Origin of the sequence: Sporolactobacillus sp. KGMB 08714 (assembly GCF_036598985.1) — a bacterium.
GTDB lineage: Bacteria > Bacillota > Bacilli > Bacillales > Sporolactobacillaceae > Sporolactobacillus.
The window spans coordinates 17411-39651 of the sequence record NZ_JAUUBW010000029.1 but is presented as its reverse complement, the minus strand read 5'-3'; the positions used below and the strand labels follow the sequence as shown (position 1 = coordinate 39651).

Sequence of the window (22241 nt, the reverse complement as noted above, 5' to 3'; positions counted from 1 at the left end):
AAATATGGTGAAGACAAATGAGCGAAGAAAAATTTGACGCTATTATTGTTGGCGGCGGGCTCGCCGGATCGACGGCGGCCTATGTACTTGCCGGTGCGGGAATGGAAGTTGTTGTTGTTGAACGGGGCGATTACAGCGGTTCAAAAAATATGACCGGCGGGCGGCTGTACGGGCACAGTCTGGAAAAACTGATTCCGAATTTTGCGTCCGCCGCTCCGATTGAACGTAAAGTCACGAAGGAACGAATCAGTCTGATGACTGACCGGGCAGCAACAACGCTTGATTATTTAAGCGGGGAATCAGCTGCCCTTGAACAATCTTCTTATGTTGTTCTGCGCGCGAAATTTGATCGCTGGCTGGCTGAGCAGGCTGAAAACAGAGGCGCCATGTTTATCTACGGTGTTCGGGTGGATGACCTGATTATTCACAATGGAAAAGTATGCGGGATTGTTGCCGGCGATGAAAGAATGGAAGCGGATGTCGTCATACTGGCGGATGGCGTCAATTCATTGCTCGCACAGAAGGCAGGATTGAAACAGGAACTTTCTCCCGATCAGGTCGCGGTCGGTGTTAAAGAAATCATTGAGCTGGGTGAAAAGCAAATTCAGGATCGATTTAACTTGACAGACGATGATGGATTGGCCTGGCTGTTTGCTGGTTCCTGCACCGGAGGGACTATCGGCGGTGGTTTCCTATATACCAACAGAACGAGTATTTCATTAGGTATTGTGACAACTGTTGCCGACATCGGTTTTTCGGACAAAAGCGTGCCGGCGATGCTTGACGATTTCAAAAATCATGATTTGATTCGTCCACTGATCAAGGGAGGAACGCTGACCGAATATTCCGCTCATCTTGTGCCTGAAGGCGGCTTGAAGAGCATTCCCGTTTTGTATCGGGACGGCGTTCTTGTCACTGGCGATGCAGCCAATTTTGTTATCAATATTGGCTACATGGTACGGGGAATGGATCTGGCAATTGAATCCGGCAGGCTGGCTGCTGAGACGGTCATACAGGCGAAAGAAAGGCAAGATTATTCGGCAAATACATTATCCGCCTATCAGAAGGCGTTGGATCAAAGTTTCGTTTTGAAAGATTTAAAGCGGTACCGGAATTTTCCTGCTTTTATGGAGAATCATCGGATCTATAACGATTATCCGGCAATGGTGAATACTTTGATGCACGATCTGTTTGTTGTGGACGGACATGAATCTGTGACTCTGTTGTCAAAGGTGAGAAAAAGCGTGAAACGAGTAGGCATTCTTCGGCTTCTAAAAGATGCCTTTAAGGGGGTTAGAGCTTTATGAACCCGTTGAGTACGGAACAAAAACTCAGTGTCGACAAAATTCATGTCAACGAGGCACGCGCACATATCCGGATCAATTGTGATTTTCCGGATAGAGAGCATTTGAAGAAACTCATGCTGGCTTGTCCTGCCGGACTTTACAAATTAAACGAGCAGAATACCCTAACCTTTGATTATGCCGGATGTCTGGAGTGCGGGACATGCAGAGTATTAAGCATGTCCAGATTTATTACAGATTGGGACTATCCGGAGGGCGGGTTCGGTATTGTTTACAGACAAGGTTGAGGGGAGTCTTTCCAGCCCTGCGGAAACAGATGATAGAGTGATTTATATAAGCAAAGGTGGAATAAGAAATGACGCGATTTCCCACGCTAAGTTCTCCAATTCAGATTGGAAACATGGTCTTAAAGAACAGAATGATGACGACTTCAATGTCGCCGGGGCATGGGTATGTGGATGATGAAGGCGGACCGACGCCGCGCATGCTCCATTATCTTCAGGAGCGTGCGGCGGGACAAACGGCACTGATCTGCCAGACGGTGGCCTTTTTTTATCGCAGGCCGGGTTTCGGCCATCCGCTGCCATTTGCTTACAATGATCGGCACCTAAACGGATTGAAAAAAATGGCGGATGCGGTGAAACCTGCTGGTGCGTTTCTGATCGGACAGCCGTGGGCCGTCCACGATTGGAAACCTTCGGATGAAGAGGAAGAAAAACCTTGGGGACCATCGAATGTCGTGATTCTGAAAGGGATGACACCGTTCACGCCGATGAAAAAAGAGCACATCGAGATCTTTAAAGAACAGATGGTACGCTGTGCACGGACACTTCAGAAAGCCGGCTGGGACGGTGTGGAAGTGATGGCCGGCGTTGGCGGGATTCTAAACCGATTTATATCCCCTGCAACAAACAATCGAACCGATGAATATGGCGGCAGCCTTGAGAACCGCTGCCGGCTGACGGTCGAAGTGATTCAAGCGATCAGAAAAGCTTGCGGACCTGACTTTGCCATATTATGCCGCTGGTCGCCCATTGAATATGTGAAAGGCATTCAGGAGGGGATGGATGTTGAACAGTCGCTGGCCGTCGTTCCTTATCTGGAACGGGCAGGCATTGACATGCACAATCTGGCAATCGGCTGGCATGAGTCTTCGGTTCCGCTGACAACAAAAGATATACCGGACGGCCACTGGTCCTGGGTATCGGAGAAGATCAAACAAGTTGCGAAGAAACCAGTAGCAACCGGATATCGTGAAACCGATCCGTTTATTATGGAACAGATACTGAAACAAGGGAAAGCAGATTTGATCGCCGGGCTGCGCTATAACATTGCTGATCCGGAATTCGTCAGAAAAGTGATAGAAGATCGTCCCGAAGATATCAACATGTGTATTTGCTGCTGCCGCTGCCTTGATGACGTAGTCAGCGAGGGTAAGCCGCTTGAATATTGCGGTGTGAACCCGCGGCTTGGCGCGGAATTAGACCAACCGTTCAAGCCGGTCGAACGTGTAAAGCGTGTGATGGTTATCGGCAGCGGCCCTGGTGGGTTGTCTGCTGCAAAAACGGCAGCGGAAAGAGGCCATCAGGTAACAATCTATGAACGAGGTCCGAGAATTGGCGGCTGCCTTGTCATGAGTGCCATTTTCAGCCCGATGTATGAACGTCTCAAAAACTATTATCAGACATATCTCAAAAAACATCCGGAAATCAAAGTAAAGCTTCATACAAAGGTGACACCTGAATTAGTTGATGCAATTAAACCTGACGCGGTCATTGTTGCCGTTGGCGGGCATCCTGTCTCGCTCGATGTTCCCGGCAGCAAAGGGAAGCATGTGGTTCAGTCTCATGATTTTCTTGAAATGCTCAATGGGAAGCCGCCCAAAAAGCCGGGATTATTCAATAAAGTGATGTGGAATTGCGGATCGGTCTTTCTGAGATTTTTCTACACCCCTCAGCTTGCAAGAACATTCATGAGCCTTTCTCACTGGCCGCTTGGGAAAAGAATCGCGATTATCGGCGGCGGCCTGCCGGGGTGTGAACTGGGCAAGGAAATGATGAAGCACAACCGCGAACTTACCATTTTCGAGGAAAGAAAAAAAATCGGCTGGGATGTGGGCGGCAGCGACCGTTTCCATATCCGCAGTGCTTTTAAAAAGTCGCCGCATGTTACGCTCAATGCACAGACAAAAGTCACACGTATTAATGAGACCGGCGTTTTTGCAGAAAATCAGGAGGGCCATGAATATTTTACACCGGCGGACACGGTCACCGTTACACTGGGTTTTGAAAAGAATATGGAGCTTGTTGATGCACTCAAGTCCAGAGTGAAGGAAATATACGCCGTCGGGGATTGTATCGAACCGGCACGGATGGCCGATGCAACGAAAGCCGGCTATCGCGCAGCCATTCATCTGTAGAATGTTCTGGATAATAGAAAGGAGCGACGTTCCGTGGAAAAAACAATCTATTATGAGATGAAAAAAGACGGTATTGCTTTTCTTGTAATAAATAAACCGCAAAGGAAAAATGCCATCGACGGTCAGATGATGGACGATCTGACCGTCAATCTGATGGCTTTAGACAATGATGCAAACGTCCGGGTCATCGTTTTAAAAGGCCAGGGTGAACATTTCTCTGCGGGCGGTGATCTGAAACAAAATGAGGGACGAAACCTGACGGTTGGTCAAAGCCGGCAATTACTGAAAAAATATACACGCACAGTACTGACAATTCAGCAGCTGAACAAACCAGTGATTGCAATGGTTGATGGCTATGCGATCGGAGGAGCGATGAGCCTTGCGCTCGCCTGTGACTTAATTGTTGTTTCGGACCGAGCGAAATTCATTGCAAATTTTGTTCAAATCGGGATTGTGCCTGAGATGGGAGCGATGCTGTTTCTTCCGCAGCTCATAGGTCCCTACCGTGCCAAGGAATTGTGGTATTCGGGTCGGACAGTTGGCGCAGATGAGGCTTGTCGGCTTGGTTTCGCTAACAGAATAGCCACACCGGACAATTTGGAGAAAGAGACTATGGAACTGGCTGAAAGCATTGCCGGACTGTCTGCGCCTGCTGTGCAGATCACTAAAAACATCACGAACGGTGTCTTGCGCCCGATGCTCCATCTGATTTTGGAGGCGGAATCGACGGCTTCACCCTTTTGTACGCAAACGCGGGAATATCAGATAATGGCAAAAAATTTTAACAAATAATGTATGGTATCGATCTGACAGTCATTTTAGATTCAATGGATAGGAGGTGTCAATGAATGAATAAAATTCGCGGCCGGAGATCGGGAAACATTCATTATGCCTGGAAAATATTTGCATGTTGTTGCGCGGTCAATGCCTGTGTATTGGGAATTGTTGCCAACACGGCCGGTATCTATCTTCAGCCCGTCAGCGCTGAGATGGGCTGGCCGCTTGCGAAAATGAATTTCTATCTGACGATTATTCAGATCGTCATGACCGTCACACTGCCGATTGTCGGAATCGTATTACCGAAAATAAATATTAAATTGTCGATCGGGCTTTCATGTTTTGTGATGGGGGCGACTTATGCTTTAAGCGCAGCGTTCCATTCGCTGACTGACTGGTATATTGCCGGCGTCATTCTTGGAATCTGCTATGCGTTTTTAATGTATATTCCGATTCCGTTGTTAATTAATAATTGGTTTAAAAAATATGTCGGCACGATTCTTGGCATTGTTGCAGCCGGTGCCAGCCTAGTCGCTGCTTTTACCAACCCGCTCGGCAGTTTGCTGATTACACAACATGGATGGCGTGTGGCGAGAATTGTTCTTGGGTTGGCTTCGATTTTACTGTCGGTTCCGCTAGTCATCGCTTTCTTGAAATATCGGCCGGAGGATATCGGCCTGAGACCCTACGGAACAGATGAAAATGCGGTAAATAACCGGGAAGGACAGGCCATCCGAGGTATGACGGCCAGGCAAGCAGCGAAAACGTTTCCTTTTTACTTCGTTTTTATTTTCTCCGGACTGCTCGTCATGAGTGCCTCGATGCTCCAACAGGTCCCTGGGTATGCAGTATCTGTGGGATTGTCGCCGACAGTGGGAGCGACCGGTGTTTCCTGCATTATGATCGGCGGCATTTTCGGAAAAATTGTGCTGGGAGGCCTGACGGATCGATGGGGATTCGCCAAAGCAGCCATTGTCGGTTGTTTATGCGGTTTACTGGGTGTCACCACACTTCTTCTGTCCGGGAATCGCCTGATCCTTTTTTTCATCGGAACTTTTCTTTTTGGCGGAGCCTACGCGGCCATTGTGGTTATTCCGCCGATGGCCGTGCGCGGAACGTTCGGCACCAAAGAGTACAGTCAGATCTATTCGTGGATTACAGTTGCGAACGGTGCGTTCGGTGCACTGACTCCCATTGCTGTCGGGATTATTTTTGATCGAACACATTCGTACAGCCTTTCATGGGAGATCTGTTTGGCTGCCTATGTGATCGTTGTCTTGCTTGTCGTCCTGACGCGAGTGACAAGCAGAAAACTAAGATCTCGGTATGAGATCAATTTGTAAACCGATTTCGATTTTAGGAAGAAAGGAGAGAAAGTATCTTGCTTTACCAGAATGTTGCAGAATTCTTGTTGCTGAACGCTGGACGTTATCCTCAGAAAACAGCGCTTGTTCATGGGCAGGAACGGATGACCTATCGACAACTCAATGAAACCGTTAATCGCCTCACCTATGGATTGCGCAGACTGGGCATCAGATCCGGTGATCCGGTCGGTTATCTGTTCCCCAATTCCATTCGATTAATTGAAATCTATTATGCACTTCAAAAGATTGGGGCTGTGGCTGTTCCGCTGAATACGCGATTGATTGCCAAAGAACTGAAGTTTCTTTTGCGGTCTTCACGTTGCAAAAGTTTAATCTTTGCTGAAGCATGCAGAGAGAAAGTTTCTTCTATAGAAAATGATTTTCCAACGGTTCAGTTTATTATCGATGCAAAGCAGACTCACACCAAAGAGATCAGTTTGTACACGCTTTTCACAGAAAGCACTGAGGAACCCCCTCTTTACAAGAACGGATATGCCTTGTCGCGCATTCAATTCACCGGCGGTACGACAGGGCTTCCTAAAGGGGTGATGCGGACTCACTTTAGCGATATAGCGGAAATCATCAGTGTGATGATGTCAAGCAAAATCGGGGCAACTTCGGATGAGACGGTTCTGATTCAATGTCCAATGGATCATCACGGCGGGCACAGTTGGTTTACCTCAGTCATTGGTGCCGGAGCGACCCTGATTATTTGCGATCACTTTAATGAGCAGAACATATTGTCTGCCATTGAACACGAACAAGTCACATATTTATTGTTATTGCCACCTTCATCCTATCTGCGGCTTCTTGAGTTTCCGTCTTTCCGCAACTATGATGTTCGTTCCGTGCGGCTTGTTCAAAGTGCGGCGGGGAGTACGACACCGGAAATTATCAGAAAAATTTATCAGGGATTTCCAAATTGTCAAATGAATTACGGATGGGGTCAGACGGAGAGCGGCACGGGATCCAGTCTTGTACTGACACTTGAAATGGCGGACTGGCAGCTTCCTGAAGCTGCCAGTATCGGGAAACCGATGCCTTTTATTGAGATGAAGATACTGGGAGAAGACGATAAGGAAGTGCCGATCGGGAAAATTGGCGAGTGTATCGTCAGAGGACCGACGATCATGGCCGGTTATTATGATCAGCCCAAACTGACAGAAAAGGTCAGGCTTGCGCATGGGTGGCTGCGAACGGGTGACATGATGAAGAAAGATGTCAATGGCAACTTTTATCTCATGTCTCGAAAGAAAGAAATGATCAAAACCGGCGGAGAGAATGTGTTCGCACAAGAGGTAGCCGATGTGATCCGAAAACATGAGAAAGTCCAAGACTGTATTGTCTTCGGCATTCCGGATAAAAAGTTTGGGGAAGCAATCATGGCAGTGTTACAGCTCAGGAAAGGCATGTCCATGACGCTGAGTGAACTGCAGGAGCATTGCAAAAAATATCTGGCTAGTTATAAAAAACCGCTTTATATAGAAACGATTGATTGTTTTCCAAGGAATGATGCGGGTAAGATGCAAAAATACAAACTTGTGCAGAAATTCAGAGAGAAAATGACGATTCAAAACAAGGTGGGCTGAGTGTGGTCAGAAAAGTTTTCTCACATCCGGATGTCTATTTAATTGAAATGCCTTTACAAGGCAATCCTCTGAAAAGCGTCAATGCTTATATCGTCAAAAGCCGGGAGAAGAGCCTGATTGTCGATACGGGTCTTAACACCCCGGAGAGTTTGCATGCTTTTAAAGAGGGAATCCATGATCTGTCAATTGACCCAAAAAGGACAGATATTTTTCTGACTCATTGCCACCCTGACCATGCGGAACTTGCTTATACACTTGGAAACACATTCTCCACCGTTGCGATCAGTCGTCAAGAGTATCTTTTTTCACTTAGGAAAACGTCCGAATCTTATTTTTTTCAGCTCATGAAACGGAGTAAAGATGAAGGGTTTCCGATACAGGAGATTAGTCAATTTTACCGCCCAAAAGCTGGTAGAAAAAAGGACTTTTTAAAAGCAGGGAATCTTCGTTTACTTGACGGGCACAGCAAGATGAGGATCGGTTCTTACGAATGGACATGCATTTCGACGCCAGGACATACGCCGGGCCATATGTGCCTTTATCTACCAGAACGTCAGTTGATGATGACGGGCGATCATGTGCTTTTTGCCATTAGTCCGGTCATTGGTTTTATGCCTGGAATCCGTGATCCATTAGGAAATTACTTGCAAAGTTTATACAATTTAAAAAAGATGGTCATTCAGTTTGCTTTTCCCGGACACGGAAATAGCGGTATGCCCGCTACCGAACGCATTAACCAGCTGATTAAGCACCACCAAAAAAGACTGAATGAAATCGAACGTCTCACATTTGAATGGCCGCATGCAAACAGTTATGAACTTGCAGGGAAAGTGAACTGGTCAACCGGCGGTGTTGCGTGGGAACAGTTGTCCCCAGGGCAGAGATGGATGGCGTTTACGGAAACCGTGGCTCATCTGGATCATCTCGTATGCGGTCATCGTATTCAGAGACAATGATGAGGATCTGTCAGCGATGTTTCCCATGGATTATCGTTGATCTGATCTTTCAGCAAAAATGATAGATGGAGTGTGTTTGAGATGGATTTTACGATAACGGAAGAACAAGAACTGCTGCTTGAGAGTTTGCGGGAAATTATGGCGCGCGACTGTACGGAAGATTATATGAAATATTGCAATGCGAATAAGCAATACCCAACCAGATTTGAAAAAGCATTGGCTGATAATGGATTTAATTTGCTTGGTATTCCGGAAGAATATGGAGGAACGCCTGTCGATACGACAACCACGATGCTGGTTGCCGAGGAGATTACTAAAAATGGCGGTCCGCACTTTACCTTTGGACAGGCATTATCGATTGCCGATATGCTGAAGTTTGGCTCGGAGAGTCAAAAAAAGGATACGATGGATGCCATTAAGGCGGGAAGAATTGCTTTTGTTCTCGGTTTTACCGAGCCGCAGGCAGGGTCTGACAGCAGTTCGATTCAGACCACTTTCAGGAGAAAGGATGGAAAAGTATTCATTAACGGTCATAAGACGTTTATGAGCAATGCCGCCCGGGCGCCTTACATGCTCTGCCTGGCCAGAAATGCTGATGAATCGGATGATGTAAATAAGCGGCACGCTTTCTCGATGTGGTGGATCCCGATGAATGCGCCGGGTGTCAAAATTGAGCGCATTGACAAGATCGGCTGGCATATGCTTGATACGTGCGAGGTTTATCTTGAGAATGTCGAACTGGAAGAAAAAGATCTTGTCGGCGTTGAAGGCGACGGTTTCATGCAGGCGATGATTAATTTTGAGGTTGAGCGGCTGTATATCGCTGCTTCGCTGCTCGGCATGGCTGAGTGTGCTTTTGAAGATGCCGCAAAATATGCCAATCAGCGGGTACAGTTCGGTAAGCCGATCGGCAGCCGGCAGTTGATTCAGGAGAAAATTACGTATATGAAAATTAAGATTGAGAATATGCGAAACATGGTCTATAAGTGCGCGTGGGAAATCGATCATCATCAACCCGTACAGATCTCGTCGGCTTTGGCTAAGCTATACTGTGCACAGTCAGCGAACGAAGTGATCGACGATGCGATGCAGATTATGGGAGGGATCGGCTATACGACTGACTGCCGGATCTCCCGCCTTTGGGTCGATGCCCGTGTGCATCGGATCGGCGGAGGAACAGACGAGATCATGATCCATATTGCCGGCCGGGCAATTTTAAAGCAGTATCAGTAAGCGTCAGCTCGATATGAATGATTAAGCAAAATCGTATATAAAATATGGCTCAAATAAAGTGAATAAAAAAAGTGAGCGGTTAAAATGACCGCTCGCTTTTTTTGCGTTTTTCCTGACACCCAGTGCCCATCTTTTGCTGAAGAGACAGCATCCGGACAAACCTCCGTTTCAGGCGGCCCCGTACGGACGATTGGAACAGTCTTTTCCGCGTTGTTTGATCACTCGGCCGATTGAATGCCGGAAGGGAGGAAGACGAGCGGACATTGGCGGAACGATCGGCGCTAGACTTATGGGCCCGACAAGAATCTGATACGAAAAGCAGCAAGAACAGGTGAATGTAACAAACAACTTGGCGGAAATCGTTGAAAATCCGGATCCCGGCCGGGGCATAAGGCTGGCGATAAGGGCAGATGTATCTAAACGACTTGTTCTTATGTACGGCCTTTTCTGAGCGTCGTTTTTTGATTCTATCACAGAGAATGTTGACACATGCGCAATTCCGGGACTCCCTCCGGTCCCTGCTGATGTTGAAGTAAAATCCGTTTCATGCTTTCGGAAAGCGGCCCGGATTTTTTCTGCCGGTAGTCGAAATGAACTAATGTCACGTGCCCCCGCGCATGCCAGCGTCCTTCTTCATCTGAAACGGCATGTTCGACGTTGAAACTTGAATGAGCAATAGACCCGATCCACGTATAAACCGTAATCTTTTCATTATAAGTCGTCTGATGAAGATAGTCACAATGTGAGGACGCCACGATGACTTGAAAATCATTTAAATCGAGACTGGGTGTGAACAGCCGAAAAATTCCCCGCGTCCCTTCTTCAAAGTAGGTATAGTAGACAGCATTGTTTACATGGCGCATGCCGTCACAGTCATTCAGTCGAACAGTCAGGTGGGTCTTAAACATTGCATGATTCCTCCCGCAGCTGATTTAGAATTTCTTTTTCTATTCTATTTATCTGTCCGGTTATCCGGACCGTTATTGCAGCGATAGACTAATAGAATATTTCATACGTAACCTTATCAAGTTCTTAATTTAACGCCGATTTCATTTATAGTTTCATCAAAAGGAAACCGGATTTTTGTTGATTTCCTGTAAATAAAGTTCAACGCGTTTGCACCGCAAAATACCGTACTTCAAATAAAACAGGTGGAATATCCGCCGCCTGCTCCGTTCCTCAGGTTCAGTGAGTTGACACAATTGTCACGATTTCAGATCGTGCGAGCGGTTATCTCTCCATCAAGGATGGGCATTGAATCGAAAAGCCGTATTTCATTTTTAACGCCCGATCGGAGGCGGGAGGAACAAATTCGGATACATCGCCGCCTTGCTGGGCAATTTCTTTGACAATACTTGAACTCAAAAAGGAATACTGATTGCTGCTCATGATGAAACATGTCTCAGCTTCTGGAGCCAATTTTTTATTAACAGATGAAATCTGCAGTTCATATTCGAAATCGGAAATGGCCCGCAGACCGCGCAGAATGATCGCACACTTTTTTTTCTTAAGATAATCGACAAGCAGACCGTCGAAGCTGTCGATTGACACATTTTTAAGATGTCCGGCCGCTTTGAGCAGCAAAAGCATTCGTTCTTCAAGAGTAAACAACGGCCGCTTTGATGAGTTATTGAGAACGGCGACGATGAGGTGATCAAATATCTGGCTTCCGCGTGTAATAATGTCGAGATGACCCCGTGTCACCGGATCGAAACTGCCGGGATAAATAGCGGTTTGTAACATGACGCTTCCTCCTTTTTTAGTGAAACAGGGCGTGCTAAATCTGAACTCTCCACAAACCGTGGCGATTACAATAGGCGTAAGCAGCAAAACCGCGTTTGCAGTGAAAGACGCAATTAATACAAACATCACGGTTACAGTAAGCGTAAGCGTCCTCATCGGCAAGTGCAAAAGTGACAAGCGGATATTGCGCGACTCTCAGTCTTTTGAATTGACTGCCTGTAGCTGTTTTTAAATAGACCCACTCGATCCGATGCGTTTTATCCATGGGATGCGGCCGGCTGCTGATTTCAACTTTTGCCGCATGAGATTTTGAGATGCCTCCGGTGAATGTCAGCAGCGGTAAGTGTTCTTCTTCTCCATTGCCGCTATCTTTTGGAATTAATTGCTCCATTTTCTGGCCGCAACATGTCGGATCGGAGGCCGGTGAAGACTTGATTTCTTGAATAAACAGTCGATGACATTTGTTGCAGACAAAAAAATGGGGATCTGCACTGATCAATTCCGGCCGTTTGTTGAGTATTTTCTGCCTTTTCATTTGTAATCTCAGTTGCCTTGCGTCCATTTTTTCATCTCCCGATGGTTATTGAGCTGCTGAAAGTCTACCTGCATAGAGGCCAACCCTCCAAATAACTGAATATAAGGAGGGCAGTCTATACATAAAATCTATTGTTGGGACGGTCATTCTGAAATCTATTTTATACGGCGGATTTTTCTTCTTTAATGGCGTCAATCAATGCAGGCAAAATCTCAAGTACATCCCCCACGACCGCATAATCGGCAATTTTAAAAATGGGCGCATCTGCATCTTTATTAATAGCAACGATTATTTTTGAACCCTTCATGCCGGAGAGATGCTGGATAGCACCGGAGATGCCGCAGGCGATATACAGATCCGGCCGTACTGTTTTTCCCGATTGTCCGACCTGATGCGGAGCGGAGATCCATCCGGCATCGATCACCGCGCGAGTCGCGCCGACGGCACCGCCGAGGAGATCGGCTAATTCTTTGACAAGAGCGAAATTCTCTGCCGTTCCCATTCCCCTTCCGCCGGAGACAACGACTTTTGCTTCTTCAAGCGGAATACCGGAGGCATCCTGAGCATTTTTTATCGTGTCGATAATCTTAATATGAGAATTGCCTGGAATGCCGGCGATTTCTTCTTGAACGATCTGTATATCTTTGGCAGTCTCACTTTTTTTCTTCTCGAAAACACCGGCGCGGAATGTGGCAATCTGCGGGCGGATTTCCGGGCTGGACAGTGATAAAAGGGCATTCCCTGCATAAATGGAACGCGTCCAGACGATGCTGCCGTCTTTGCCGGCCGTCAGCGACTGACAATTCATTGCTGCGCTTGTTTTTAGCTTTCCTGCCAGACGTGCTGCGATTTCGCTGCCATCGTCGGTATCGCTGAACAAGATAACTGCCGGTCTGTATTTTTCTGTGAGTGAGGCGAGCGCCTGTGCCTTGCCGGCTGTCCCGATTGCGTCCGCGATGTGGATCCGGATCGTTTGGTCCGCGCCGTATTCTGCTGCTGTTTTTGCGGCTTGATCGGCTGATTGCCCAATGTATACGCCGGTCAATCTTCCGCCTGTCCGATCGGCGATGTCCCTGCCCCTGCTAAGCAATTCCAGGCACGAATTTCTGAGCGTGCCGTCTTTTTCTTCAAGGTAAACCCAAACATTGCTGCAACTTGAAACGTCCATTGTTTTTCCCCCTTAGACAAGCTTGTCGGCAGCAAGATAGTCAAACAATTTCTGTGCGCTGTCCCGCCCTGATTTCTCACAGATTGAGATGCCGGTCTTTTTAGGCTCAGGTGCGGAAATTTTCAAATGATGCAGTGGCGGTGCTTCGAAAGAAAGATTCAATTCAGATACTTTTATTTGTTCAATTTTTGCGCGGTTGGCCGCCATTTTGCTTTTGATTGTTGCAAGGCGCGGTTCGTTGAGCGTATCGCTTGCCGTCAGCAATATGGGATAATTCGTTTCAATGACTTGGTAACCGTCTTCTGTCTTGTGATCAACGGTTAATTTTTCATCATTCACGACGATTTTGGTGACATGCCTGATCTGCGGGATGTTTCCTTGTTCCGCCAATTGAATGCCGACCTGACCGGCATTGGTATCCATTGCCTGATCGCCGCAGAAAATCACATCGAAGGATCCGAGTTTTTTAATCGCGGCAGCAAGGATGGCACCGGTTGCAAACGCATCCGGCGATCTGAACTGATCGTTTTGAATAAGCACGGCCCTGTCGGCTCCGACTGCGATACATGCCTTCAAAGATTTAAGCGCCTGATCGTTTCCTACGCTGACAACGGTTACCGATCCGCCTAATTGTTCTTTTAACTGAACGGCCGCTTCAAGCGCGTTTTTGTCGTATTCACTGATTGCAAGGGCCGCACCGGAGAAATCCAGCTGGTTCTTTGCCGCATCCCACTTGATTTCCAGGTTGTCGGGCACTTGTTTCGCACACACAAGCAAATTCATTATGAACGCCTCCATTTATTAAAAAAAATCAGGCAAGCAATTTTCGTGAGATGACAATTCTTTGAATCTGATTCGTACCCTCGAAAATCTGAAATACTTTCGCGTCCCGCATCAGTTTCTCGACCGGATATTCTTTGCTTACACCGTATCCGCCGAAAATCTGCACAGCGTCGGTCGTCACTTTAACGACCGTATCACCGCAGAAGGTTTTTGTAATTGCGCCTGCTGTGACGACATCCCGGCCTTCATCAATCAGGTTCATCGCGTACTGGACGAGACGGCGGGCGGCTTCGGTCTGAATCTCCATATCGGCAAGCATCATTTGTATGGCCTGAAAATTTGCGATTGGCCGGCCGAATTGTTCTCTTTCCTTTGCGTATTTGACACTTTCATCGATGGCAGACTGGCAGATACCGAGGGCCAGACTGCCGACGAATGCGCGTGAGATGTTGAGTGCGTTCATGGCAATTTTAAAACCGTCTCCCTCACTGCCGATCAGATGGCCGGCAGGAACGTGAACGTTTTCAAAAATAACATCTGTCGTGTTGGAGAGCCGCAGTCCCATTTTGTCCTCTTCTTTTCCGACGGTGATGCCGGGACGGCTTCTTTCAATGATGAAAGCAGAAATACCTTTTGTACGCTGACTTTTATCGGTCGAAAAGAATGCGACATAAACATCGGCAACGCCGCCGTTCGTGACAAAGCATTTGCTGCCATTGAGGATGTATTCATCACCCTCTTTAACGGCCGTCGCGCGGATTGATCCGGCATCGGATCCGGCATTCGGCTCAGTCAGTGAGAAAGCGGCGAACGCTCCCGGAACGATAATGTCGGCAAACAATTTTTTTTGAGCCTCGTTGCCGGAAAGGATGACGCCGCGAAGCGCGACGAAAGTCGTGACGAGCGAAATGGCGAAGCCTGCATCGACTTTGGCCAATTCTTCGAAAATAATAGAGGTTGTTTTGAAATCAAGCCCCGCTCCGCCGAATTCTTGGGGAATTTCCAGAACGTGCAGTCCCATATCGAATGCTTCCTGCAGCAGTTCTCTGGGAAATTTGCCTTGACGGTCGAATTCTTTTACGTGCGGTTTGACTTTCTTTTGAGCGAATTCGCGGACCAGATCTCTGAGTTCCCGTTGCTCGTCAGTTAAGATGTATTCCACAATAAAAACCCCCAATGTGCAGTATATTGAGAAACCATTCACAACTTCGATCTCACACTCAATATACTGCAATGAATAATGGGGCACAATTTAATGTTTACACACGTCTTTTGATTTTCAACTGATTTTCAATGAATCACGAAATCTGATTTAATGTTAAGAATAACTAATGAATGGTACATTGGCTTAACGTAAAAAGTTCAACGTTGTTCTTTTTTTCCTTCTTTTTGAGCCTCTTTTACGATAAAATCCCGGAAATTAAGAACGATCGGCGATTTAGTTTGATGCGGGATGACCAGTGACAGCATTCTCGGTATTTTCGGATGGATGCGGATTACGGCAATGTTTTCCCAAAGAATGTGAGTCACGATTTTTGAGGAAATAAAGGCGACGCCCTGATCCTCTGAGACCAGGCCCAGGCACGTGTCAACATAGTTTGTATAATAGACATAATTGGGTTCAAATCCGGCTTTGCTGCAGGCAGCCATGACGTCATGATAAAGGCCCGCCGATTTGGAGAAACGAATAAACGCTTCGTTGCGCAGATCTTTCAATTCGACGACTTCCGACTTGGCCAAAGGATGTTTTTTTGATGTGACGAGGACAACTTCGTCTTCCACGAGGGGAAAAGTATCCAATCTGAATTTTCCGGGCTCGGCTTTATCGGCGGCTGTTAGAAAAGCTGCATCGATCTTACTGCTGAATAAAAGCGGGTACAGATCAAAACATTCGGCTTCGTGTATATTCACATGGACGTGCGGATAATGCTTGTCAAATTCACCAATAAAATGCGTGATCCCATATGCTTTCAGCGCGGGTGTTCCTCCAATCTCCAGCTCCCCTTTTTCGCCGACCGCATATTGATTCATTTTTTGTTTTAACTGCATGACACATGTATCGATCGTTTGTGCATAATCGATAAAGTCGCAGCCGGCTTCCGTGGGCTTTACGACTCGTGTCGTGCGTGAAAAAAGTTCAACGCCGAGTTCCTCTTCAAGCTTTTTCAGCTGCTGAGAAAGAGAAGAAGGAGTGATACTCAATTCATTGGCGGCATTGGTTAAATTGTTCCATTTTTGAATGGCCAGAACGTATTTTACTTGGATTAGTTCCATAAAGGCTCCTCCAATACGTGATATGTGAAGCGGTAAAAGATCACTTGAACAATGAAAGTGGTTGCATACCGATTCCATTGATTAATTATAGTGAAAAGAGATAAAGTGTCTCAATGATTTCATGGAAAATACAAAATTTTTAAAAAAAGAAATCATTTAGTGAGATCGTGTATAGACACAAACATTATTCATGGCTTTGTGAATAAAATAACAATTTGGGCCAATAGGCAAACACTTGCTAAATAATCGGCGTGCATCAGAGCATATATCAGGATTGCTCAAAAATGAAATGAGGTTAACGTATTCCAAATTGTTTTTGATTATGAAACGGCTTACATTATAGACGTGCAAGGGAAGCGACTTCAAAGAATTCTTTGCACGATGGCTCGACAATGTCGTCATGCCAGGGGTTTGCCAAACGCCTATAAGCGGAGTGGATCCATGGATAGAGCCGGCAATAACTCCTTTACGGAGAAAAAATGGAGGAGAATTGGGTATGAAGCTCACGGATCAGGAACTTAAAGATTTGTGTCTGAAGACGCGTCATGTCGTTGAAAACGATCTTGAAGCGCTGCAGCCGGAAATCGAACAAACGCATGTTTTCCCGAAAGAATATTTCGATATCTGCCGCGAAAACAAATTATTTGCTCTGACACTTCCGGAACAATTCGGCGGATTGGGGTTGAGTGTCGAACAATTTTTCCCGGTACTCGAAGAAATCTGCCGCGGACCGGGCGGCATGCGCATGAATTTGCACTATGCTAACGGTCTTGATTGGGATATTCTGTACGAACATGGCTCTCAAAAACTAAAAGACAAGTACATGAACAAATTTGCCAGCGGCGAGTTTTTCACGAACTTTGCCCTGACTGAACCGGATTGCGGCACCGGTGCCGATATTCGAACGACGGCCGTAAAAAAGGGCAGCAAATGGGTTTTGAATGGCAAGAAAACGTTGATTTCGCACACCGATATTTCTGGGGCCAGCTATGTGATTGCAGTCACAGATGAAAACAAACGCAAAAAAGGCGGAATCACAGCATTCTTTGTGGAGCAGGATCTGCCTGGATTTACTGTTGAGCCGATGCCGCACATGATGGGCTGCCGCGGTGCCGGACATGGTTATATCTTTTTAAAAGATGTCGAGGTCGACGACGATCATGTACTTGGCAATGTCGGCGAAGGTCTGGAAATCTTCATGGATGCGCTCGCACTGTCCCGTGCGTCGATCGGTGTCAGCTGCCTCGGACTGTCACAGAGATTCCTTGAATTGGCGATTGCCCGTGCGAAAGATCGTGTCACTTTCGGCAAACCGCTGATTAAACGTCAGGCCGTTCAGCAAATGATCGCCGATATGGGCACACAGGTCTACGCGCTGCGTACCATTTTGATGGATACGGCACGGCAATTCGATCACGGTGAAAGCATTGAAATGAAAGCATCGATGAGCAAGCTGTTCGGTATTGATACCGTTCGTACCGTCTCTGATTCCTGCCTGGAAATCTTTGGCGGCATCGGCTATTTTGAGGACAATCCTTACGGCCCGGTTGAAAGAATGTACCGCGATGCCCGTGCCCTTTGGTTTGAAGAGGGTCCGCGCACGGTACAGCGTCTGACGGCGGCCCGTCCGCTGATCGCAAACGGCGGATTTATTGAGTAACAGCCGCATTCAAAAAAAGAGTAATGGAGCATGGCAGGAGCACAAACTCGTGCTCCATTATTTCATTCAGAAAATTGAAAATAATATTGGCGCTTGTTGTTCCTTCACCCAAAATGTGCATTCGTACAGAAAAATTCATGGATTAAATGAGGCGAAGCGAAATGATAAACAATGGAAAAGTGGGTCATGTCCGCTGGGGGATTACCACTCTCCTGATTTTTGATTATATCGTTCTTTATATGGGGAGAGTGGCCATGTCGACGGCAGTCCCGGCGTTAATGAAGCAGTACGGCTGGGACGCGACGCAGTTTGGCTGGATATCGACCGCCTTTTTTATCGGCTATGCGGTGACGATGATTCCGGCCGGCTGGCTGGCCGATCGTTTCGGCGGCGGGCTGGTACTGATCTTTGGTACGTTATGGTTCTGCATTTTCACCTTTCTGACACCTTTTGGATCGACCCTCGGTCTGATGATGGTGATCAGGATTTTGGTCGGTATCGGTCAGGGTGTGTTCGTTCCTTCTAATTCTTCCATTCTCTCGCGGTGGTTTCCCAAGAAAGAATCCGGAAAAGGAATGGGCTTTCTGCTGATGGGTATTCCGATCGGCATTGCCATTACAATGGTTGCCGCTTCATGGCTACTCAGTTCTTTCGGATGGAAAACGCTTTTTATCTCCTTTGCCTGCCTGGGACCGATCTGGTGCCTGTTTTGGTGGAAATTCGGTAAAAACACACCGGCCCAGCATCCGAAAATAAGCAAAGAAGAGATGGACTATATCAACAGTGATCAGCCGGCTGCTGCTCAGGCGGCTGCCGGCGGACCGGAACTGAAAAAATCGGATATTTTTTCAAATTTTTCGGTCTGGGCCTGCGCAATTTCATATTTTTGTTCAAACTATCTCTTTTTTCTTTTTATGACCTGGCTGCCGACTTATTTTGCCCTGGGCCGGGGTATTAAGGTCAGTTCAAGTCTTTTCTATTCCATGCTGCCTTATCTTGTCGCGATCATCACTTATCCGCTCGGCGGAACGGTTGCCGATATTTGGACAAAGAAATATGGCCCGAATATCGGCCGCAAACTCGGCCCGATTATCGGATTGGCGCTGGCCGGCGTTTTCCTGCTGTTTGGTACGCAGGCGTCGAATATCTGGATGGCGGTCGGTCTCATGTCGCTTTCCAATGGATTGCTTTGTTTTACGATGGGGTCTTACTTCTCGATTCCTATGGACTTCTCAAAGAAAAATACGGGAACGATTTCCGGATTCAACGGCTTTATCGGCACATTTGCCGGCATTGTCGCGCCAGTCGTCAGCGGCTGGGTCATCGATGTCAGCGGGCAGTATTCATCGGCTTTATATCTTGGGGCAGCCGTTGCCGTGCTGGGTGCGATCATTATGCTGTTTGCCAGAATCCGGCCGCTGGCGGGCCGCAGTAAGCAAGAAGACGTGGCCTGATGACAGTCCTGAATGCAATTAAAAATAAAATGGCAGGAAGTTTATACTTATCGCTTTGCCAAGGAGGAATACAAAATGAAACCATTGGAAGGCATCAAGATCGTTGAAATGACTTCTTTTATTGCCGCGCCGGCAGTTCCAAGAGTACTCGGGGAATGGGGTGCCGACGTTATTAAGATCGAATCACTGAAAGGCGATCCGAGCCGCACGCAGGGGGGAGTATGGAACATTCCTTACAGCGTTGAGGAGAATCCCGGCTTCGACATTGCTAATGTCAATAAGCGTTTTGTCAGCCTCAATTTAAAAAGTGAAGCAGGCAAAGAAGCGGCTTATAAAATATTGGAAAACGCCGATGTGCTGGTCACAAGTTTTCGGACGAAAGCGCTGCAGCGCCTTGGCTTTTCCTATGAACTATTAAGTGAAAAATTTCCGAAACTTGTGTTTGCTCAGATTCTCGGCTATGGAGAAAACGGTCCGGAGAAAGATGCCGCCGGCTTCGACGCGACAGCTTATGTTGCCCGCGGCGGCATCCTGACATCAATGACTGAGCCGGGTGAATCTCCGCTGAATGAAGTCAACGCCTACGGCGATTTTCAGGCGGCGATGTGCCTGGCTTCAGGAATATGCGCGGCGCTTGTCGGCAGAAACAAAAGCGGCAAAGGCGATAAAGTGACGGTCAGCCTCCATCACACAGCGCTGTTCATGATGAATATTGCGATTGTCGCATCGGAATATGGCAACAAGTACCCGAAATCGCGGCGAAAAGTCGCCAATCCGTTTAACAATACGTATAAATCGAAAGACAACAGGTGGTTTGTTTTCTGCGCGCCGGAGTATAATCGTGATTTTAACAAGGTCATGAGGATGCTCGATCGTCCCGATCTTATTGATAATGAAAAATACCGGACAGTCGAACGTGTCAATGAATTGGGTGTCAACTCGGAGATTATCGACATTATCAGCGAGCAGATGGCAAAGAAAAATCTCGATGAATTAACCCGCCTTTTCAAAGAGAACGACCTTGCTTTTGAGAAAGGGTACACGCCGGATGAAATTCTGGAAGATGAAGAAGCGTGGGCCAATGATTGCTTGAGAAAGGTCAAATATCCGACGGGCGGCGAAGCAACATTAATTACTTCACCGGTTCGTTTCAAGAGTATCAGCAGCCCGCCGATGAATCTTTCTAAGCCGCTTGGTTACCATACGCGCGAAGTGCTTAAAGACGCAGGTTATTCTGATGAACGCATTGAAGCCATGGAAAAAGATAATGTATTGATATGCGGCGATAACTAACAGGCGGATTGGGTTGTCCATATTAATGAAGAAAACTGCAAAGACAGTAAAGGAGCAATGACTATGGCCGACGAAAAGTTTCAAGTCATCGTGATCGGCGCCGGACTCGCGGGCATCGCCGCCGCTTATCGCCTGGCAGAAGCGGGAAAAGAGGTCATGCTTGTTGACAGGGGCGAGTATCCCGGGGCAAAGAATGTCAGCGGCGGCCGGATTTACACTTATGCTTTGAAAAAACTGATGCCGGAAACATGGCAACATGCACCGCTTGAACGGGAGATCAAGCGGGAAATAATGATGATGATGACTGACGCAGACAGTATGATGATCGACACGACCTTTGCTTCTCCCAAAGCACAGTCGTTTTCAGTTCTCAGAAGTTCTTTTGATGCCTGGCTTGCTTCACAGGCGGAAGAAGCAGGAGCTATGCTGATTCCGGGAACGACCGTCGACGGGCTGCTCATCCGCGATCAGAAGGTATGCGGCATTCAAACAGGCGGCGAAACCATTGAAGCTGATCTGGTGATCGATGCAGAAGGTGTCAATGCATGGGTCGCCGAACGCGCCGGGCTCCGTCCTAAAGTGGCTGTCAATGATATCGCTGTCGGCGTTAAGTGCGTTTTTAAGCTGTCCGAAACGTCAATCAATGAACGCTTCAACGTTTCTTCCGGAGAAGGCGCGGCGATGCTGTGCGCGGGAGACTGTACGCAGGGAATCAGCGGCGGAGCCTTTTTCTATACAAATAGGGAGAGCATCTCGACCGGTATCGTTGCTGATACGTCTTCGCTGAAAGCCTCCGGACTTTCACTGACAGATATGCTTGAACGCTATCTCCGGCATCCGGCGATTGCCCGCTATCTCAGCGGCGCCGAATTGATCGAATATAGCGCACATTTGATTCCGGAAGGCGGATTTCAGTCGCTGCCGCCGCTTTATGCGGATGGATTTTTGATTGCCGGCGATGCGGCGGGTTTCGTCATCAACCGCGGATTTACCGTGCGCGGGATGGATTATGCGCTGATGTCCGGCATCGCTGCGGCGGAAACAGCGATCGAGGCGATTGATGCCGATGATTTTTCAAAAGAGAAACTGAAAATCTATCAGGATAAACTGAAACCGACGGTATTAAAAGATCTGAAAACACTCAAACACGCGCATGATTATATCGCGCACTCGAAGTACTTGTTTACGGCTTATCCGCAGCTTGCGACCGATCTGATGAGCCGCCTGTACACTGCCGACGGTACACCTTCTAAATCGGTTATCAGCATGGCCAGGCAAATGATGAAGGATGACAAAGTGCCGCTGTTCCATGTTTTAAAAGATGCTTTTAAAGGAAGTCGTTCACTATGATCAACATGAAAATGGATGAATGTCTGGCTAAAAACCGTTTTGACAGCGACGACCGCCATCCCCACATCATCATTGATCCGCAGCAATGCCTGACGTGCGTCCATAAAGCATGTACGCGCTGCTGTCCGGCAGAACGTTATCAGTGGGATGAAGCGCAGCAGCAGTTAAAATTTGACCATGTCGGCTGCCTGGAATGCGGCAACTGCCGGTTTGTCTGTGAACGGCTGAATCAGGGTATGCCCGGTTATTCATGGAATTACCCGGAACAAGGGAAAGGCATTATTTTCAGAAGAGGCTGACCCGTACGTCTTTAGCGATGTGAACGTTATCGTGTTGCAC

20 protein-coding genes are annotated in these 22241 nt (G+C 47.4%); 13 read left to right on the top strand and 7 right to left on the bottom strand.

Annotated features, from left to right (window positions below; translation table 11 throughout):
- The first annotated feature begins 17 nt into the window (after positions 1 to 17).
- The 8 genes from Q6A92_RS13355 (at position 18) to Q6A92_RS13320 (ending at position 9642) form a co-directional block, all read left to right on the top strand.
- Positions 18 to 1307, top strand: coding sequence for an FAD-dependent oxidoreductase (locus tag Q6A92_RS13355; protein ID WP_274397310.1), 1290 nt, complete (start codon positions 18 to 20; stop codon positions 1305 to 1307).
- A complete protein-coding gene (locus tag Q6A92_RS13350; RefSeq protein ID WP_274397309.1) occupies positions 1304 to 1591 on the top strand; it encodes a 4Fe-4S dicluster domain-containing protein in 288 nt (95 codons plus the stop codon). Before Q6A92_RS13355 ends, Q6A92_RS13350 begins: the two co-directional genes overlap by 4 nt.
- A gap of 68 nt (positions 1592 to 1659) precedes the next feature.
- Positions 1660 to 3723 carry an oxidoreductase gene (locus Q6A92_RS13345; protein WP_274397308.1) on the top strand — a complete coding sequence of 688 codons (2064 nt, stop codon included), beginning with the start codon at positions 1660 to 1662 and terminating at the stop codon, positions 3721 to 3723.
- A 33-nt stretch (positions 3724 to 3756) separates the two neighbouring features.
- Entirely contained in the window at positions 3757 to 4515 is a 759-nt protein-coding gene (locus Q6A92_RS13340) for an enoyl-CoA hydratase/isomerase family protein (RefSeq protein ID WP_332238401.1), read from the top strand.
- A gap of 56 nt (positions 4516 to 4571) precedes the next feature.
- Positions 4572 to 5843, top strand: a complete 1272-nt coding sequence (locus tag Q6A92_RS13335) for an MFS transporter (RefSeq protein WP_274397306.1) — start codon at positions 4572 to 4574, stop codon at positions 5841 to 5843.
- A 38-nt stretch (positions 5844 to 5881) separates the two neighbouring features.
- Complete coding sequence (locus Q6A92_RS13330) at positions 5882 to 7453, top strand: class I adenylate-forming enzyme family protein (RefSeq protein ID WP_274397305.1); 1572 nt, start codon at positions 5882 to 5884, stop codon at positions 7451 to 7453.
- 2 nt (positions 7454 to 7455) lie between these two features.
- Positions 7456 to 8409: an MBL fold metallo-hydrolase gene (locus Q6A92_RS13325; RefSeq protein WP_332238400.1), complete on the top strand. Its 954-nt coding sequence runs from the start codon at positions 7456 to 7458 to the stop codon at positions 8407 to 8409.
- A gap of 81 nt (positions 8410 to 8490) precedes the next feature.
- Positions 8491 to 9642, top strand: coding sequence for an acyl-CoA dehydrogenase (locus tag Q6A92_RS13320; RefSeq protein WP_332238399.1), 1152 nt, complete (start codon positions 8491 to 8493; stop codon positions 9640 to 9642).
- 470 nt (positions 9643 to 10112) lie between these two features.
- Here Q6A92_RS13320 and Q6A92_RS13315 read toward each other — a convergent pair whose 3' ends face one another.
- The 7 genes from Q6A92_RS13315 to Q6A92_RS13285 all read right to left on the bottom strand — a co-directional run bounded on the left by Q6A92_RS13315 (position 10113) and on the right by Q6A92_RS13285 (position 16145).
- A complete protein-coding gene (locus Q6A92_RS13315; RefSeq protein ID WP_332238398.1) occupies positions 10113 to 10550 on the bottom strand; it encodes an acyl-CoA thioesterase in 438 nt (145 codons plus the stop codon).
- A gap of 322 nt (positions 10551 to 10872) precedes the next feature.
- Positions 10873 to 11385 (bottom strand): pantetheine-phosphate adenylyltransferase, encoded by a 513-nt coding sequence (coaD, locus tag Q6A92_RS13310; RefSeq protein WP_274397301.1) that lies wholly within the window; start codon positions 11383 to 11385, stop codon positions 10873 to 10875.
- 34 nt (positions 11386 to 11419) lie between these two features.
- Positions 11420 to 11947 (bottom strand): desulfoferrodoxin family protein, encoded by a 528-nt coding sequence (locus tag Q6A92_RS13305; RefSeq protein ID WP_274397300.1) that lies wholly within the window; start codon positions 11945 to 11947, stop codon positions 11420 to 11422.
- Between the two features lie 133 nt (positions 11948 to 12080).
- The gene (locus tag Q6A92_RS13300) at positions 12081 to 13088 is read right to left on the bottom strand and encodes an electron transfer flavoprotein subunit alpha/FixB family protein (protein WP_332238397.1); all 1008 of its coding nucleotides are present in this window, start codon (positions 13086 to 13088) and stop codon (positions 12081 to 12083) included.
- Between the two features lie 12 nt (positions 13089 to 13100).
- Positions 13101 to 13871 (bottom strand): electron transfer flavoprotein subunit beta/FixA family protein, encoded by a 771-nt coding sequence (locus Q6A92_RS13295; protein ID WP_274397298.1) that lies wholly within the window; start codon positions 13869 to 13871, stop codon positions 13101 to 13103.
- Between the two features lie 28 nt (positions 13872 to 13899).
- Positions 13900 to 15033 (bottom strand): acyl-CoA dehydrogenase family protein, encoded by a 1134-nt coding sequence (locus Q6A92_RS13290; RefSeq protein ID WP_332238396.1) that lies wholly within the window; start codon positions 15031 to 15033, stop codon positions 13900 to 13902.
- A gap of 200 nt (positions 15034 to 15233) precedes the next feature.
- Positions 15234 to 16145: a LysR family transcriptional regulator gene (locus Q6A92_RS13285; protein ID WP_274397296.1), complete on the bottom strand. Its 912-nt coding sequence runs from the start codon at positions 16143 to 16145 to the stop codon at positions 15234 to 15236.
- Between the two features lie 496 nt (positions 16146 to 16641).
- Between Q6A92_RS13285 and Q6A92_RS13280 the strand changes: the two genes are divergently transcribed.
- From Q6A92_RS13280 to Q6A92_RS13260, 5 genes are all read left to right on the top strand, one after another.
- Positions 16642 to 17805, top strand: a complete 1164-nt coding sequence (locus Q6A92_RS13280) for an acyl-CoA dehydrogenase family protein (RefSeq protein ID WP_332238395.1) — start codon at positions 16642 to 16644, stop codon at positions 17803 to 17805.
- 161 nt (positions 17806 to 17966) lie between these two features.
- On the top strand, positions 17967 to 19259 hold the full coding sequence (locus tag Q6A92_RS13275; RefSeq protein ID WP_332238394.1) for an MFS transporter: 1293 nt from the start codon (positions 17967 to 17969) through the stop codon (positions 19257 to 19259).
- Between the two features lie 75 nt (positions 19260 to 19334).
- Positions 19335 to 20552, top strand: coding sequence for a CaiB/BaiF CoA transferase family protein (locus Q6A92_RS13270; RefSeq protein ID WP_274397293.1), 1218 nt, complete (start codon positions 19335 to 19337; stop codon positions 20550 to 20552).
- Positions 20553 to 20615: 63 nt separating this feature from the next.
- The gene (locus Q6A92_RS13265; protein WP_332238393.1) at positions 20616 to 21902 is read left to right on the top strand and encodes an FAD-dependent oxidoreductase; all 1287 of its coding nucleotides are present in this window, start codon (positions 20616 to 20618) and stop codon (positions 21900 to 21902) included.
- Positions 21899 to 22201 (top strand): ferredoxin family protein, encoded by a 303-nt coding sequence (locus Q6A92_RS13260; RefSeq protein WP_332238392.1) that lies wholly within the window; start codon positions 21899 to 21901, stop codon positions 22199 to 22201. Before Q6A92_RS13265 ends, Q6A92_RS13260 begins: the two co-directional genes overlap by 4 nt.
- Positions 22202 to 22241: the final 40 nt, after the last annotated feature.

Coding starts and splice junctions, on each gene's coding strand:
- Q6A92_RS13270 (WP_274397293.1), top strand. CDS start 19,335: ATGAAACCATTGGAAGGCATCAAGATCGTTGAAATGACTTCTTTTATT.
- Q6A92_RS13305 (WP_274397300.1), bottom strand. CDS start 11,947: ATGGACGCAAGGCAACTGAGATTACAAATGAAAAGGCAGAAAATACTC.
- Q6A92_RS13345 (WP_274397308.1), top strand. CDS start 1,660: ATGACGCGATTTCCCACGCTAAGTTCTCCAATTCAGATTGGAAACATG.
- Q6A92_RS13335 (WP_274397306.1), top strand. CDS start 4,572: ATGAATAAAATTCGCGGCCGGAGATCGGGAAACATTCATTATGCCTGG.
- Q6A92_RS13275 (WP_332238394.1), top strand. CDS start 17,967: ATGATAAACAATGGAAAAGTGGGTCATGTCCGCTGGGGGATTACCACT.
- Q6A92_RS13320 (WP_332238399.1), top strand. CDS start 8,491: ATGGATTTTACGATAACGGAAGAACAAGAACTGCTGCTTGAGAGTTTG.
- Q6A92_RS13285 (WP_274397296.1), bottom strand. CDS start 16,145: ATGGAACTAATCCAAGTAAAATACGTTCTGGCCATTCAAAAATGGAAC.
- Q6A92_RS13315 (WP_332238398.1), bottom strand. CDS start 10,550: ATGTTTAAGACCCACCTGACTGTTCGACTGAATGACTGTGACGGCATG.
- Q6A92_RS13350 (WP_274397309.1), top strand. CDS start 1,304: ATGAACCCGTTGAGTACGGAACAAAAACTCAGTGTCGACAAAATTCAT.
- Q6A92_RS13280 (WP_332238395.1), top strand. CDS start 16,642: ATGAAGCTCACGGATCAGGAACTTAAAGATTTGTGTCTGAAGACGCGT.
- Q6A92_RS13260 (WP_332238392.1), top strand. CDS start 21,899: ATGATCAACATGAAAATGGATGAATGTCTGGCTAAAAACCGTTTTGAC.
- Q6A92_RS13300 (WP_332238397.1), bottom strand. CDS start 13,088: ATGGACGTTTCAAGTTGCAGCAATGTTTGGGTTTACCTTGAAGAAAAA.
- Q6A92_RS13355 (WP_274397310.1), top strand. CDS start 18: ATGAGCGAAGAAAAATTTGACGCTATTATTGTTGGCGGCGGGCTCGCC.
- Q6A92_RS13265 (WP_332238393.1), top strand. CDS start 20,616: ATGGCCGACGAAAAGTTTCAAGTCATCGTGATCGGCGCCGGACTCGCG.
- Q6A92_RS13295 (WP_274397298.1), bottom strand. CDS start 13,871: ATGAATTTGCTTGTGTGTGCGAAACAAGTGCCCGACAACCTGGAAATC.
- coaD (WP_274397301.1), bottom strand. CDS start 11,385: ATGTTACAAACCGCTATTTATCCCGGCAGTTTCGATCCGGTGACACGG.